This is a genomic window from Fodinicola feengrottensis (assembly GCF_010993775.1).
GTDB lineage: Bacteria > Actinomycetota > Actinomycetes > Mycobacteriales > HKI-0501 > Fodinicola > Fodinicola feengrottensis.
Map to the genome: position 1 here is coordinate 20,735 of NZ_WOTO01000004.1, position 14,792 is coordinate 35,526.

Sequence of the window (14,792 nt, forward strand, 5' to 3'; positions counted from 1 at the left end):
TGGACCGGCCGGTGACCCGAGGCGCCCATACGGTCACTGCCCATGCAGCGCCACTACCTGGGAGGCCCGTTGTCCCCTCGCGGCGTCCGGAACGCGTTCCTCGACAGTCACAAGCACCGGGACGCTAACGAATCCGAACGCGCTTTGTCCGGCTGGTACGCGAACCTCACCCGGGAAGCCAAGGCCCGGCACGAGATCCAATGGCTGAGCGCGACGGGCATCGCGTACACGCCACACGAGATGGATACGGCCCGTGTCCAGCGGTCTGCTACAGGACCTGATGAACGGCCTTCGGTCAATATGACCGGCCAACACGAGCAGCCTGGCTCAGAGCCGTCCCGGGAGGTGCCTTCGGGTGAGGTCCGTGCCGACTACCTCGCCCGAGCCCTCGACGCCGAGCGTCGAGGGCTCCACTACGTCGCGTACCTGTGGCGCACGCTGGCCGATGGCCGGAAACCGAACTACGGCTACTGGCGCGGCTAACGAGCCGCTGGCTCCCTACTGCCGCAGCGTCGCGAGGCGGGGAGCCGGCAACCACCCCTCCCAGCGCCACCTCGCTCGACGGCTGCCGCGAGCGCGGTCATCGACCTCACACCGTCCAGGCGCCGACGGCCAGCGCCCCGGTGGTGGTATAGGCGGTCGCGCGGTACTGGTAGCTCACGCCCGACGACACGGCCGCGTCGTAGTACGTCCCGCCGACGCCCAGGCTGCTGGTGAGGATGACGATCGTCGTGTCGTCCGTGCCGATCCGGCGCTCGACGGTGTTCGAGGACGCCGCCGGTGAGCCGGCGGGGTTGGTGACGGCCGCGCCGACGACGTACGCGTACAGCACATTCATGGCGGGGAAGGTGATCGTCGGCGTCGGGGGCGGGGTGAAGGCCGCCGTGAACGTCGACGTGGCAGCAGTCGACTGCAGGCCCTCGTTGTTCCGCGTGGTCAAGGTGATTCGGTAAGCCGCGCCGTTGGTCAGGCCCGTGACCACGCGGCTGGTGGCCGTGGTGCCGGTGTCGTCGAAGATCGAGGTGTATACGCCCGAGACGTTCAGCTCCACGAGGAGGTGGTACGCCGTCTGCTCTGTCGCCGTCCAGGTCACCGTCACGCTCGCTGCGGTCACCGTGCCGCTGCTGGTGGGCGCCGTGATCGTCGGGTTCACCAGGACGCTGGGGGTGACCACCAGCCCGGACGAGTACGGACTCGCCGTCGAGCTCTGGTCCCACACCTTGACACGAAATGTGTAGTTCGCGTCCGACCCCGAGGCCCAGGACGCCAGGGTGAGCTGGTCGACGGCTGACGTGTTCTGCACCTCGGCCGGTTGCCACGTCGAGTCGCTGGCCCGCCAGTACGCCAGCGAACCCGCCCCGATCTGCCGGGACAGCGCGTACGCGGACTGCGCGTCGGCCACGTCCGGGTCGCTGAACACCCAGTCGAGTAGCAAGGATGCCGAGACGTTCTGCGCGCTGTTGTTAGTGGGCGCGTTCCAGGTGGGCGCGAACGGCGCCCCGGTGAGCACGATCTGCTGGCTAGCCAGCGTGAGGGTGCTCGACCCAGTCTGGGTCATCGAGTCGAGCCGGGAGCCCAGGGTGCCTCGCCGGACGCCCCAGCTCGCGGCATTGGACAAGACGGTCGCGTTCACCACCGACCACGCGGTCCAGGTGCCGGACGACCGGGCGTAGGTGCAGAACTCAAGCGTGTTGTCGGCGGTTCCGACCGCGAACAGGTAGATGTTGCCGTTTGTGTCGTACGTGACCGAGGCGGAGGTGACGGTGCCCTTCGGGTGCGCTGGCGCGTATCGGCTCGTGCGGGTCGTGTACGAGGCGTCGTACTCGACGATCGCGATCGTGTCGTTGCCGGTGAGCTGCGGGATAAGCAGCCGCCCCTGGGCGTCTATGCGGGCCTGCCGGCGCACCTGGCCGGACGGGTTGGTCGGGTAGCCGCCCCCGGCACTGATCCAGTCGAACGAGCTGGTGAATCCGTTCCCGTTCCAGATCCAGCGGTTCTTACCGTAGAAGTTGCCGTCACCTGCCAGCTCGACGACGGTGATGTCCAGTTGGCCTGCGGTGTTCTTGCCGTCCCCCGTGCTCTTGAAGTCGACGGGGGGGGCGCACACGGCGGCGCCGCCGCTCACACCGAGGTTCCGGTAGTCGCCGCCAAGGTTGAAGTACGTGTCCGACTTGTTACTGTACGTACCGCCTGACATCGCGACCGCCCACACTACGCAGCCGTCCACAGCGCCGCCGGAGGCGTAGTCGGTGCCAGCCCCGGCGACCGCGAACAGCAGCACGGCCCCTCCGGAGCCCGGGTTCTGGACCGTGACGTGGTCGAGTCCCTGCCAGGAGCCGCCGGCCGTGCCGGTGGCGCCAGAGACCGCTGCCGAGGTGATCGGCGAGCCGCCGTACCAGAGGAAGCCATTCACCGATGTGTTCATCGCGCCGTACTTGATGTTGAACGTGTCCTTGCCGCTGACGTAGGTGCGGTAGCAGACGGACGGGTTCCCGTTGCGGTCCAAGAAGAACGAGAACTCCAGCGCCGACGTGCCGGTGGCCACGTCGTTGGCCGTTCCCGTGTCCGTCCAGGTGGTGCCGTTGTCGGTCGAGTACCAGAACCCGAGGTTCGAGTTGGCCCGCCGTACGGCCGCGAACAGCCGTCCTGTGCCGATGTGCCGGTCGATCATCGGCCTGTGCGACGAGGTGAGGGTCTGGGTCGTCGTGGTCGTGATGGCGCCCATTACCGGACCCTCCTGAAGTTGACGAACGTGCCGTGGGGTAGCGGCGTTGCTCGCGCCCTGGATTGCACCCTGCGCGAAGATGGTGTTACTCGCCGTGGTCGTGTCGAAGGTGACGGCGAAGAGGTAGACCAGGCCGATGTCGAAGCCCGGCGACACCCCGTACAGGCACTGGTCGTCGGTGGTCAGGTGCCCGTGCGTGCGGGGCGACGTGAGCCTGGTGACGGTCGCCAGGTCGCCGGTCAGCCAGTCGACGATGATCGAGCGCATGGTCGTGCTGCTGGACCCGGCAGTGGACCTCCACCGCATCCCCACCTCGACGACCCAGGTGCCGTGCAGCGGGCCCGGGGGCTGGATGTAGTACGAGGAGTTGATCGACCAGCCGGGGTCGCTGACGGTGGTGTCGATCGCCCACGGGCCGAGGAAGAAGCCGTTGCCGGTTGAGTTGACCGTGTTGTCACCGGTCAAGTACGCGGTCGCGAACCCGCCGTTGAGGCTGGGGCGCGTCTGGCCGCCGACCGGGACGATCTTGCCGACCAGCACCCAGTCGTCGCCGACCTTGAGTACGTACACCCGATCGCCCGATGACGGGACGTACTCGTCGTCGGTCATCGTCACGATCGGCTGCGAGGACCCGTCGACCAGGACGGTGACGCCGCTGCCGCCGGAGCCCTGGACGGTGCCCCGGAGCGTCGTCTGCGGCGTCGAGGCGGCGATCTGCTGTCGGATCGTGCTCAGAAACTCGTCGGAGAGCGCCATCATGCCCTCACACGCTCGACCACACGTGGGCCATCGCGGAGCCGTCTAGGGGCAGCGACCAGGCCGTCTCCTGAAGCTCCACGGCGGCGCCGAACTCCGGGTCGGCCAGGGTCACCCGGTCGAAGTGCCAGTGCAGCGGGTTGGGGCCGGTGGTCACGGCGAACTGCTGGTCGATGCGCAGATCGGCGTCGATGGTGATGTTCGCGGTCGTGATCAGCGCGTCCTGGTCGGCCGCCTCGACCGGCAGGACCTTGGTGATCACCCTGCCCCGCGCAGCCACCGATGTAGTGCCGGCGTTCTGGTTGACGTAGGTGAAAACGCCGTCGCCCTCGACCGGGATCTGGCCGCTGGCGAGGTTCGACCTCACCGCCACCCAGCGGTTCGGCGCGTTGAAGTAGTCCTGGTAGCGGGTGCGGTCCAGCAGGATCGTCGTGCTGATGTCGGTGTCGTAGAACCACTCCGACGCCCGAGCCGACGGCGGCGCGTACGGCTCGGCCCGCAGCCGGCCGTCCCAGTCGGCCCAGAGTCCGCGATACCCGACGGCCGCCAGAAGGTCGTTGACCACCTTGAGCCAGGTGGTGTTCTGGTCCAGCGGCCAGGACCGGGGCTGGCTCAGCAGCGTGCCGGCGCGGCTCTGATCGATGACGAACTGGGTGAATCCCTGCGCCGTCAGTATCGAAGCCACCGCTCCCAGGTAGCTTGCGCCCGTCCCGACCACATACGAGTCTCCTACCGGGCTCGTGAGGGCCTCCAGCTGGTCATAGCCCTGCAGGTCGAACTGGCGGGGCCTGGCGTCGGCGACGTACGACGGGGTCGAGGTGAAGTAGGCGCCCTCGTTGAACCGTGCCGATAGCCCGCCGGGGCCTGGCACGGACACGGTCACGTACGGGCGGATGATCGCGGTGCCCCAGTCCAGCTCCTGCTCCAAGGACACGTCGCAGGAACCGTGGATGGTGGCGGTGTTCGCCCGCTTGACGGTGCCGCCGAGGAACCCGTCGGAGATGTCGGCGAGCACGTTGAGGGACCTGTCCAGCAGCTCGCAGCCGGCCGATACCTGGATGTTGGAGGCGGTGAGCAGGTCGAACACCTGGGGCGCGGTGATCCCGGGCCTGATGGGGTCTGTACGCGGCTGCACGTCAGCTCTCCGCCGTCAGCTCGGAGATCGACAGCGCTATGTCGTACAGGTGCGGCGCCTTCCGGTCAACGACACCGGCGGTGAAGTACACGCCCTCGAAGTAGCGGCCCCGGTGGTCCCTGATCACGATCCGCACGCCCAGCCACGCGCCTCCTGGAGTAGCTGCAGTGGGACGACGGTTCCGGTGCCCGGCGCCGGCAGGGTGACGGGAAGGTCCGACACGTCCCGCAGCGTCATGACGAACTGGTGCGTGGTCCCCACATGCGACACAGAGCGCTGCCGGCCGGCGGCGTAGGTGACGACCTTCCCGCTGATGCCCGAGGTCTCCGAGCGGCTGGACGATCGGGCGACCACTGGCGTTAGCGGGTCGCTGGCGGCGGTGATCACCACAGCGTTGAAGGTCGGCGTCGGCACGTCAGATCCCCCGCCCTGCCTGCGCGAGCGACCTGCCCGCGCCGTTGACGGCGACCCCCACCTGGGGGCCGACCTCCCTGGTCGCGGCGATGAGCTGCCGCAGCAGGTCGGCGACGGTCGAGCTGGAGCCGGCCGTCGCAGAGAACCCGCCACCAGGTCCGGACGCCGACGGGGAGCCCGCGAAGCTCGGGCTGATGTACGCGGCGTTGGTGACGCTCAGCGCAGCATCGCGTACGGTCCCGAGCTGGCTGAGCATGCCGTCCGCCAGCGCGCTCGTGATCGACTGGCCGGAGTACAGCGTCCAGCCTTTGCCCGAGAACGGCCCCTCCTTGGCGGGGCTGAACGGCAGCAGGTTCCGGGCCGCCGAGAGCACGTTGCTGACCGCGTTGGTCACGTCGCCCACGGCGCTCTGGATGCCGTTGACCAGGCCGTTGATGATCGACCGGCCGGCGTTGAACAGCATGTTGCCCAGGTTCCCTAAGGCCGCCAGGATCCGGCCGGGGATGGAGGCCACGAAGGCCACCGCCGAGTTGAACGCGCTGACGATCCCGCTCAGCACGCCCTGGAACCACGAGCTGACGCGGCCGGGGACCTGGGCGAGGTAATTGATGGCCGCCAGGACTCGGTTGATCGCGCCGGAGACGAACGACACGATGCCGTCCCAGATGCCCGTGAAGAAGCTCGACACGTTCGCCCACACCCTGACCCAGAACGCGCCCACAGAGGCCAGCGTGTGCTGGTGAACCAGGCGACCACGTTGTTCCAGAGGCCGGTGAAGAAGCTCGCGATGTTGTTCCACACGCCGACGAAGAACTGGCCCACGGCCGCCCACGCGGCGTTCCAGTTGGCGACCAGCCAGATGACCCCGGCTATCAAGAGCCCGATCGGGACCAGCGGGAGCACTAGGGCTGCCGCGAGGACACCGAGGATGGTGATGAACGCGGCCAGCACAACCAGCACGACCCCGGCGATGATCGGCGCGAAAGGCATCAGCTGCTCGATTAGCTGGCCGATGAACTTGACCACCGGCTCGAGCTTGGCGGCCCAGTCCGCGAACGTCGGCGCCATGGCCACGACGAACACCCATACCTTGCCAAGGATGTCCCCGAGGGAGCCGAGCAGGGGCGCGATCTTCTGGAATGCCTCTTGGGCGTTCTGGAACATCTGCTTGAGCGCCGCCTGGCCGGCCGGGGAGGCCAGTTGCTGCGCCCAGTGGGTGAACATGTCCAGCAGCGGCTTGAAAGACGCCCCCTCCGGCGTCGGCGCCCTGGACGATCGACCAGATCATCGAGCCGACCTGCTCCAGGATCTGCCACAGCTCACTAAACCGCTGCATGGCCGAGCTGATCATCTTCTCCAGCGACCCGTCGCTGGACGCTCGTGACAGGCTGGCCGTGAAGTCCGACAGCCCCCGACCGATCGCCTGGAGCGCGATAGACAGCGGCCCCGACGCGACACGCGGCGATGCGGACGAAGATCACGACCAGGTTCCCGGCGTCGCCCGCGATAGCCCGAAAGCCTCGGGTGATGTTGGTGATCGCGGTGCTCAGGTCGTCCTTGGTGGCCGGCAGCGACAGCGCCGACAGGATCGTCGTGCCGGCGAGGTTCGCCACCCCGGCCATGTCCACCAGGCCCCGGCGGACTGTCGGGAGCAGGTTTTGTGCGGCGTCTTTCAGCCAGTCGCTGAAGCCCTGGAAGAGCTGCTGCTGGACGGCCTGCTGCTGGAGGCTCTGCAGCTGCGGCGGCCAGAGCGCCTTGACCTCCAGCATGAACGCGCGCGCCGACGGGGCCAGGTTCTTGAGAGCCTGGTCGAAGGCCTTCATGTCGCCCTTGGCGAGCGCCCCGAACGCCTGGTCGATGCCTTGGGTGCCGATCTGGACGGCCACCATCACTCCGACCAGGCCCAGCATGGCCGGCGCCATGGCCAGCAGGCCGGGTAGCGCCGACGCGGTAGCTCCAGCGAGGCTGGTTATCACCGCCGCCAGCAGCGAGACGCTGGCGATCACGACGGGCACCAGGCCCATCCAGTAGGCCAACTGCGCCGCGATCGTCTGGATGTTCCCCAGCGCCCCGACTGACCCGACCGCGCCAGCTCCCCCCTCCACCCGGCGGGGGCGTTCCCAGGGACCCAAGCAGGCCCTGGATGATCAGTAGCTGGCTGATCACCGCGCCGAGGTTCAGGCCGGACAGGTCGAACCGGATCGGGATGTTGTCGAACAGCGAGCGCAGGTACTCCCGGAGGATGAACGCCTGCGCGCGTACGTCGGCGACCGAGGTGTTGTCGACCTCGAACTTGACCCCCACCTTGATGTCGCTGAGGGTCGCGGACTCGGCTCGGACCTTGTCGCGCAGCCTCGTCAGGTCGCCGTCGACGTTGACCGTGACGGTCTCGGTGAAGGCGCGCACCTGGTCCCGGAGCCGGGTGAGGTCGCCGCCCACGTTGACGGTGAGGTCGCGGATGCCGGCGACCGCCAGGCGGGCTTGGTCGGCCAGCTTGGATGTGTCGAAGTTAAGCCCGATGAACGCGTCGGCGATCGTGTTGCTCACCTAGCCCACCTCCTCTCTCACGCGACCTCGCCGAACTGCGCGGCAAACTGCCGTCGGGCGTCCGCGCCAGACACCCTGAACAGGTCGTCGTCGAACTCCGCTCGCTTGTCCTCGTCCATGTCCTCGGTGGCGATCACGTAGACGAAGTCCAGGAGAAGCTCCAGGCCGACGGCGTCGAAGAGGGCTAGCCGGCCTCCTCCGACACGAAGGTCTGCCACGCACCGGTCGTCGGCACCGTCCCCGAGGCCGCCGGGAGCACCTCGCTCAGCGGGACCTCCCGGACGGTGCCCTGAGAGAACGAGACGACCCGCGACGACCTCTTGGTGCTGATCGAGGACGAGGAGGAGGCTGCTGGCGCAGTGCCGTCCTTTGGGCGGCCTGCCAGGGCTTGGACTACCTCGCCCATCTGGCCGACCAACTGCTCCAGGTCCGCCATGTCCGCCTCGTCCAGCCACGCGTCGAACCGCTCGCGCTGCTCGGGCTGCACTAGCAGGTTCGCGAACTCGGTGAACTGGTCGATCATTTCCGACAGCTGGTCGATGGTCATCGACTCGCTGACCGAGGTGAACGACTTGACGAACCGCATCAGGCGTACGACCGGAACCTTGTCCCGGCAGGCGAACTCCTGGTCCCCGAGCCTCAGTGTTGTCATCCGGGCTCAGCTCCCGAAGATAGCTTTGAAGGGCAGGGCGCCGTCGACCACTTCCAGCATGAAGCTCATGGGGATGGTTGCCTTGTTCGGCGACTTCTGCCGCGCGACCTTGACCTTGCCGGTCTGCAGGCACTTGCGGAAGATCCACCGCTCCTTGTGGTCGGCGGCCTCCCAGCCGATCATCACGCGGGTAGCGGCCACGCCAGCCACCGGCGGCTCGAAGGAGACCGTGTCGCCGACCTCGGTGACCGAGACGGTGGAGCCGTCGCTGGTCAGCGACAGGGCCGACCCGCCGAGGGTCGTCGACAGCGTGAACGCGGTGCCTGAGGGCACCGTCCTCACGTAGTAAGTAGTGCCGGCGGTGACACCGGTGGTCGTGGTGATGGCGCCCAGGACCACCGGGTTGCCGACCACCAGAAGGTGCGGTGCGGTCGTGGTGAACACACCGGTGCTGGCAACGATGGTGGCGCTGCCGATCAGCCGGTTGTTGATCGTGATCGTGCCGCCGTTGAACGCCTTGCTGACGTTCTGGGCTGTCATCTCGCCAGGTCGAAGTCGACCGACATCTCCCGGGTCGACTCCTCATACCGGATCGGATCGGGGTGACCTCCTCCGCGACCTCGATGGCGTCGAACTTCGGGTTGTCGTTGAAGCTGTGGCCGGCGTCCGTGTATCCCATCTGTACCCAGGCGACATCCCAGGCCGTAGTCAGGTCCGTCGGCTCTGTGCTGGCCAGCGGCGCGAAGTACAGCGTGCCGGGCCCTACCTTGACGTTTGCGGCGGTTCCGTTGCTCATTACGCCCTCTTCCTCCCGGCCTAAGCAGCCGTCTGCTTGGCCATGACCGTGACGGTGAAGTCCACGACGTACCGAGGCGTATCCGACGGGATGTCTGGGGACCAGAGCACCGAGTCGACCTTCGCCCCATAGCCGACCGTGGAGTCGTCCAGCGGCTCCATGGCCATCTCCTGAATGGCGAACATGACGGCCTGGACCACGTCCACGGCCGTCTTCTTGCTTCCCTCCCCAGCAGCTCAGGGAGATGCGTGCGTCCTCCAGCGGTGTGTCCCCCGCCTGGGGGCCTCCGCCGATCCGGGTGACGGTGATGAAGGGCGGCTTGAGGCCCGCCGGGATACCGAAATGGACCTGCCCGTTGACCAGCGGCCGTACGGCGGAGTGAGCCCGTAGCCAGGTGCGCACGGCGCCCTCGACATCGGCGAACGGGTTGGAGGCAGCCATCACGAGGCCCCCGCGTCCAGCGCCGGGCGCAGGAACGGGTGGGGCTCCTCGTACCGAGTCCCCAGCTCCACGTACAGCGCGTACGGGGCCGTGGCTCCCACCTCCAGGCCGCCGTCGAGGCTGGCGCGGACCTCGATGGACGCCTTGAGCCTCCCCGTCCTGACGTGCGCCAGCAGCCGCGCGCGGTCGGCGATCGCGTCGGCACGGCGGCGCAGGTCCGCCTCGCACCCTGCGGAGTGCCTCAGCTCCTCGATAGCGGCTGGGTCGAGCCGGATGGTGCTCACGCGAGCCCCTTGACCGAGCGCAACGCCGGCCTGCACATGGGCCATGCCCAGCCCTCGCCGCTGCACCACCCAGGAGACGAGGTAGCGGGAGCCGTCGGCCTCGTCCAGCACCTGGTCGTCGTGGGTCACGTCGGTGGTCTGCAGGGCCAGCAGGAACGTGACGTTCTCCTGGGAGCCGCCCACGTCCCGCTCGCTGCCTCCGGGGCTGCCCAGGTGGCCGCGAACTCCCGTGGAGACGGTCGCGTAGAGCGCCGCCGCCTGGGCGTGGGGTGGGCTCGTGTCCAGGTCGTAGCCCTCGCCGTACGGGTCCAGCCCAGCGCTCATCGACGCCAGCACCTGGGGGCGCTGGACGGTGTAGGTCGACGTGGACAGCGGCAGCACGGGGGGCTACTCCTCGCCGCTCGTGGGCTTGGTAGCCTGCCTCGGCTTGGCCGGCTGCTTGGGCGCGTCCGGGTACTCGACTTCGGTGTGGCTGCCGATGACGGTTCGCATGGAGACCGCGCCGGCCGGCACCTCGGCTGGGCCGAAGCCATCCGGGTGCTCGATCCGCTCAGTAGGCATAGGACCAGGCCCCTCTCACCGGGATCAGCTCCCGATACGCGTACTTCTTGATGGAGGCCCAGACTCCCGGCGGCAGGTCGATCTCGGTGGGGCCGTCGTATGTGACGCTGGCATCCCCGACGGCGGCACTGCGCAGCCCAGCGGGTGTCTCGGAGGCGTCCAGCAGGTGCCTCGCGGTCAGGCAGACGGCCCTCGACAGCCGCGACGGCAGCGTCTGCTGGGTCCAGCCGCCCGTGTAGGTCACTGTCGCCCTGGACGGCCGGTCGTAGTAGTAGCCGCCGTTAAGGAAGGCGTCATCGAAGATGTTGATCCCCGAGACGCTGTACGGCTGCGTCATGTCCACGGGGGTGGCCCGCGGGAACACCTGGCCGCCCTCGTACACGAAAACCTGTTCCATCCGGGCCAGGTACTCCAGCGGGCGCCCCAGGCGGTCCTCGATGGCTCCCTGCGCCTCGGTGAGGGCGTCCAGCACGTCCGCCTGAGACGTGGTCAGGTCCCGGGTGGTGCGCCGGTAGCGCGCCTCGGTGACGACGCTCATCCGCGCCTCTTGGCGCCCGGGGTACGCGACCTCGCCTGCTTAACCGGCTCCTTGTGCTCGTCCGCCGGCTGGTCGACCGCCGTGGTGACCCGCTCGCCCTCCAGGCCGAGCCTGTCAGCCACCTCAAGCGGGACCTTGTCGCCGACGGTGTACGCGAGGGAGCCGCCGTCGAACACCCGGTCGGTGGCCAGCACGTACTCGGTCGGCTCTGGCATGACACTCCTCAGCGGGAACGGCGTCTGGACGTTGGGGATGTGCGTGCAGTCGTGCTCGCCGCACGCCAGGCACGGCGCCTGTGAGGTCTGCAGCACGGTCGCTCCCTCGGGTGGTCGATGCGGGCAGCCGGAAGGACGAGTCCAGCTCCCCGCCCTCAGTCCTGGTGGACGAGGCCTGGGGTCACGGGTGGATATCGGTGAAGTCGACCTCACGAAGTAGTCCGGCCGGCTCACGGCCAGCCCGACGTTCTCCTCGGCGAGGACCACGACCTTGTTCCCGATGAAGTAGTCGGAGTGCTGGTCTCCGACGCGGATCGTGATCCCCTCGTTCTCCAGCAGGGTCGCGCCGAGCTTGTACGAGCCGACCAGGGCCTTGGTGACCTCCATCGACGGCGTACGGACGGTGGGGATGCCCCAGATGTTGGCCGGGCCTGCGGTGAACGGGTTGCCGGCCGGGAAGTTCCCGTCGAACGAGCCGGTGCCGCTGTTGCGCTTGGTGACCATCGTCCAGTAGTCGGACGCGTTCATCGCGATGCCGTCGCGCGACGCCGCCGACCGCCTCGACCTTGCCGATCGCGAGACCCAGCATGGCGATCATGTCCACGCCGACGGCCCCGGTCGACGGGTCGGTCAGCGTCTGCAGGCCGGTGGTCTGCCGGATGCCACGGATGGCCGGCGCGGTGCCGGACCCGTTGAGCACCTGCTTCTCTTCGGCCAGTTGGACCATGTAGCCCAGCCGCGAGTCGATGTATCCACTGACCGTAGGCGCGTTCGCCAGAAGCTGTCGGGTCACCGGGATCCAGCCGGCGATGGTGCGGATCGGCGCGTCCTGAGCCGTGAAGGTCATCGCGACTTCGGGCTTGTTGGAGCCCTCAGCGGTCGGGCCGGTGATCAGCGCGTCGTCCGAGGCGTTGTTGCTCTCTCGGATGTACGGGACGCTCAGCAGGTTGGTCGGGATCACGCTCAGGAGGTCGCGGACGAACAGCCGCTGCCTGTTCGGGACCGGCGGCAGCGGGGTGCCTCGCGGCACGAACAGGCCGCCCCCGGCGGTGCCGTCGCCCTGCGTGAGCAAGGTGCGTACCTCGCCCTCGTATTGGCCCTGCGCGCCACGCTGGGCGTAGTCGCGGAAGCCGTCGGAGTCGACGAACTGCTGGCCTGCCGACCGGGCCTCGGACCCGAAGGCGCTAGTACCCACTTGAGGGGCGCTCTGGGTCCGACGCTCGCCCTCGGCGGAGCGCTCGGCGACGCACAGCAGCGCGTCCTGCGAGCGGATGTCCTCGATCGTCTGCTTGATCTCGGCGCGGACCTCGGCGGTCTGCTCGGACTTGCTGCGGAGGTCGTTGAGCTTCTCGCCCAGGCCCTCCAGGCCTGTGCGCAGCTCCACCGGGTTGAGTACGGCGGTCATCAGTAGCAGTCCTCCTCAGGACACAGATCTTTTGATCTCGGGTCCCGGGGTGGTCGCTGCTATCTGCCGTCTCCTACTCCGGTATTTCTAGTCCCCAGGATACCCCTGGTGGGTTAACAGGAACAGGGCTCACATCTGTTGCTCCGCAAGGCAAGAACGTCTCCAAGAATGTTTAGAGAATGCGGTATGATTAATTCACTCAATTGTTTAGGGAGGTGATGAAAGGTGCTAATTTGCAGACACTGCCGCCGGCAGCTAAGACGCATGCCGCAGGGCGGCTATGTCCACGTTGGAGGAGGCGAGAAATGCCCAGACCGGTTGAAGTACGGCGAACCGATGAAGTAGGGCATAGCGAGGGGTGGGACCAAAAGGTCGCACCCCTCTTGTATTCGTCAGCTGACCTCGACCACGAAGCCGTTGCCACAGTTGGGGAAGGACTCGTGCTGTCCGGATCCGTAGGTGACCCGCCAGCGCCCGAAGTAGAGTCCGCCGTCGGTCGGCAGGCCGTCGTCGGCCCACTCGTAGCGCACCGCCCCCGGGTCGCCGGTCTTCTCCGCCGTGAAGGACGACTCGTCGTACGCGACGGTGGCGCCTCGCAGGTACAGGGCCACGGTGGCGCCGTCGAGGTCGACCGGTGTGTTCGTCTCGTCCGTGAGCGTGGCGCTCAGCTCAGGTAGGTCGTCCCCGAGCCGGATGGCGGCGTCTGGCATGTCAGTGCCTCTCGATGATCACGTGGTTGCCGGAGCCCGAGGTCTGGTGCGTCCGGGTGGGGCCGGTCAGTGCCCTGCTAGCGGCCGTGGGCGGCCCGGCGGTAGCCGTAGGCCTGACGATGCTGTGGTTCGGGCTCCGATGGTGCCTCGGCGCCGTGATGTCCCTGATCGACCACAGCAGCCTGAGGTCAGCCCTGACCAGCGCGCGGTCGATCCACTCGACCGCAGCCGCCTCGCCCACCGCCCGGCGGACCGTCCAGCGGAGGTCGCTGGAGGCCGCGACGAGACGGTGGTCCGCCCACCGCAGCACCGCCAGCTGGCCGGCCAGTTGGCGGTCTCCCCAGGCCAGCTCCAGCTGGCCGCCAACGTGGGCGAGGTCGTCCCACGAGACCCCGCCGTCGACGCCCACCAGCGAGCGCAGCGCCCAGGACAGCTCCGCAGGGGCGCCGATGACGACGCGGTCTCCCCAGGCCAGCGCACGGCCCGCGCCCACCGTCACATGGTCGTCCCAGAGCAGGTCGGCGGTCGCGCCGACGTTGGACCTGGTGTTCCAAACGAGGGTCATGGACGCCTCCACCTGGACCAGCGACAGGACTCCCCAGTCGACCTCAACCGCAGCCGCTACCGCAGCCCTGTCGATCCACACCAGCGTGGTCGTTCGTGCGGCAGTCGCCGCGACCCTCCATCGAGCCGCGACCGTCGCACCGGCGACCGCGCGTACGGCCCACCGGACCGCGACGGCCTGGCCGACGGGTGTACTCACGTCCCACTGCAAGGCCACGGAGGAGCCCGCTGGTGCCCGGACGGACCAGGGGACCTCTACGGATACCCCCGCCGCCGACCGCGCCCCCCAGGGCAAGCTGACGGGCGAGCCGACGGCCTGCCGCGCGGCCCAGGACAGGTCGGCGGCCGACCCGACGCCGGTCAGCACACTCCAGGGCAGTGCCGACGCGTTGCCTGCCGTACCTCGGTCACCCCAGGCGAGCGACGACGACGCGCCAGCGGCCTGCCTGACGCTCCAACCGAGCGAGCACGATCGCCCCATTACCTGCCTGGTCGCCCAGCCCAGCTCAGCGGCGAGCCCGGCGGTCGCGCGTACCTTCCACGGCAGGCTCGTCGAGCCGCCGGTAGTGACTCTGCCGGCCCAGAGCAGCGCCGTAGCGCCTCCCACGGCCTGGCGGTCGCTCCATCGCAGCAGGCGGCTCGACCCGGCTGTCTGCCTGGCGTCCCATCTCAGGGCCGTGGCTTGGCCGGCGGTCTGGCGAGCTGCCCACTGAAGCGCGCTGGAGCTGCCGGCGACGTGCCGGACCTTCCAAGGCAGCGCCAACGCCAGTCCGGCCGGCGCGCGCGTACTCCAGGTCAGCGCCGATGCCTGCCCAGTGGTGTGGCGCGCGTTCCACTTGGCGACGACGGTCGCGCCAGCTGTCGCGCGGTCCCTCCAGTCCAGCTCCATTGCGGCGCCGGTCGCCTGACGGACCCTCCACTGCACGGCCGAGGAGGCGCTGGCAGTGGTCCGCACCTTCCACTGCAGCGCGAGGTCCAGGCCGACCGGGACGGTGACGGCGGTAAGGATCCGGGTTGGGATCAGGTTCGGGATGGTAGGCATGGCGGCG

18 protein-coding genes and 2 pseudogenes are annotated in these 14,792 nt (G+C 68.5%); 2 read left to right on the forward strand and 18 right to left on the reverse strand.

What is annotated here, in order from left to right:
* The first annotated feature begins 42 nt into the window (after positions 1-42).
* Positions 43-483, forward strand: coding sequence for a hypothetical protein (locus GNX96_RS04320; RefSeq protein ID WP_163567102.1), 441 nt, complete (start codon positions 43-45; stop codon positions 481-483).
* Between the two features lie 106 nt (positions 484-589).
* Here GNX96_RS04320 and GNX96_RS04325 read toward each other — a convergent pair whose 3' ends face one another.
* From GNX96_RS04325 to GNX96_RS04345, 6 genes are all read right to left on the reverse strand, one after another.
* Entirely contained in the window at positions 590-3,484 is a 2,895-nt protein-coding gene (locus tag GNX96_RS04325; protein ID WP_163567103.1) for a hypothetical protein, read from the reverse strand.
* A gap of 4 nt (positions 3,485-3,488) precedes the next feature.
* A complete protein-coding gene (locus GNX96_RS04330; RefSeq protein WP_163567104.1) occupies positions 3,489-4,616 on the reverse strand; it encodes a hypothetical protein in 1,128 nt (375 codons plus the stop codon).
* A gap of 1 nt (position 4,617) precedes the next feature.
* Positions 4,618-4,752: a hypothetical protein gene (locus GNX96_RS48730; protein WP_279579329.1), complete on the reverse strand. Its 135-nt coding sequence runs from the start codon at positions 4,750-4,752 to the stop codon at positions 4,618-4,620.
* Entirely contained in the window at positions 4,740-5,030 is a 291-nt protein-coding gene (locus GNX96_RS04335) for a hypothetical protein (RefSeq protein WP_163567105.1), read from the reverse strand. The genes GNX96_RS48730 and GNX96_RS04335 overlap by 13 nt, the downstream gene beginning before the upstream one ends.
* A gap of 1 nt (position 5,031) precedes the next feature.
* Positions 5,032-5,730, reverse strand: a complete 699-nt coding sequence (locus tag GNX96_RS04340) for a hypothetical protein (protein ID WP_163567106.1) — start codon at positions 5,728-5,730, stop codon at positions 5,032-5,034.
* Between the two features lie 622 nt (positions 5,731-6,352).
* The gene (locus GNX96_RS04345; RefSeq protein WP_163567107.1) at positions 6,353-7,135 is read right to left on the reverse strand and encodes a hypothetical protein; all 783 of its coding nucleotides are present in this window, start codon (positions 7,133-7,135) and stop codon (positions 6,353-6,355) included.
* A gap of 38 nt (positions 7,136-7,173) precedes the next feature.
* On the opposite strand from GNX96_RS04345, the gene GNX96_RS04350 reads away from it, so the two are divergent.
* Positions 7,174-7,581 (forward strand): hypothetical protein, encoded by a 408-nt coding sequence (locus tag GNX96_RS04350; RefSeq protein WP_279579330.1) that lies wholly within the window; start codon positions 7,174-7,176, stop codon positions 7,579-7,581.
* 13 nt (positions 7,582-7,594) lie between these two features.
* Here GNX96_RS04350 and GNX96_RS04355 read toward each other — a convergent pair whose 3' ends face one another.
* The 12 genes and pseudogenes from GNX96_RS04355 to GNX96_RS04405 form a co-directional block, all read right to left on the reverse strand.
* Positions 7,595-7,795, reverse strand: coding sequence for a hypothetical protein (locus GNX96_RS04355; protein WP_163567109.1), 201 nt, complete (start codon positions 7,793-7,795; stop codon positions 7,595-7,597).
* Positions 7,762-8,229: a hypothetical protein gene (locus tag GNX96_RS04360; RefSeq protein ID WP_163567110.1), complete on the reverse strand. Its 468-nt coding sequence runs from the start codon at positions 8,227-8,229 to the stop codon at positions 7,762-7,764. The genes GNX96_RS04355 and GNX96_RS04360 overlap by 34 nt, the downstream gene beginning before the upstream one ends.
* Positions 8,230-8,235: 6 nt before the next feature.
* Positions 8,236-8,769: a hypothetical protein gene (locus GNX96_RS04365; RefSeq protein WP_163567111.1), complete on the reverse strand. Its 534-nt coding sequence runs from the start codon at positions 8,767-8,769 to the stop codon at positions 8,236-8,238.
* A 276-nt stretch (positions 8,770-9,045) separates the two neighbouring features.
* On the reverse strand, positions 9,046-9,231 hold the full coding sequence (locus tag GNX96_RS04370; RefSeq protein WP_163567112.1) for a hypothetical protein: 186 nt from the start codon (positions 9,229-9,231) through the stop codon (positions 9,046-9,048).
* Positions 9,232-9,465: 234 nt separating this feature from the next.
* A complete protein-coding gene (locus tag GNX96_RS04375; protein WP_163567113.1) occupies positions 9,466-10,131 on the reverse strand; it encodes an HK97-gp10 family putative phage morphogenesis protein in 666 nt (221 codons plus the stop codon).
* A gap of 6 nt (positions 10,132-10,137) precedes the next feature.
* Positions 10,138-10,311: a hypothetical protein gene (locus GNX96_RS04380; RefSeq protein ID WP_163567114.1), complete on the reverse strand. Its 174-nt coding sequence runs from the start codon at positions 10,309-10,311 to the stop codon at positions 10,138-10,140.
* Positions 10,301-10,849 carry a hypothetical protein gene (locus tag GNX96_RS04385; RefSeq protein ID WP_163567115.1) on the reverse strand — a complete coding sequence of 183 codons (549 nt, stop codon included), beginning with the start codon at positions 10,847-10,849 and terminating at the stop codon, positions 10,301-10,303. Before GNX96_RS04385 ends, GNX96_RS04380 begins: the two co-directional genes overlap by 11 nt.
* A complete protein-coding gene (locus tag GNX96_RS48735; protein ID WP_279579331.1) occupies positions 10,846-11,160 on the reverse strand; it encodes a hypothetical protein in 315 nt (104 codons plus the stop codon). The genes GNX96_RS04385 and GNX96_RS48735 overlap by 4 nt, the downstream gene beginning before the upstream one ends.
* A gap of 174 nt (positions 11,161-11,334) precedes the next feature.
* Positions 11,335-11,592: pseudogene (locus GNX96_RS62480) on the reverse strand (hypothetical protein); the annotation flags it as partial.
* 76 nt (positions 11,593-11,668) lie between these two features.
* Positions 11,669-12,469 (reverse strand): annotated as a pseudogene (locus tag GNX96_RS04395) (phage major capsid protein); the annotation flags it as partial.
* Positions 12,470-12,861: 392 nt separating this feature from the next.
* Complete coding sequence (locus GNX96_RS04400) at positions 12,862-13,179, reverse strand: hypothetical protein (RefSeq protein ID WP_163567118.1); 318 nt, start codon at positions 13,177-13,179, stop codon at positions 12,862-12,864.
* A 1-nt stretch (position 13,180) separates the two neighbouring features.
* The gene (locus tag GNX96_RS04405; protein WP_163567119.1) at positions 13,181-14,785 is read right to left on the reverse strand and encodes a hypothetical protein; all 1,605 of its coding nucleotides are present in this window, start codon (positions 14,783-14,785) and stop codon (positions 13,181-13,183) included.
* Between the last annotated feature and the right edge of the window lie 7 nt (positions 14,786-14,792).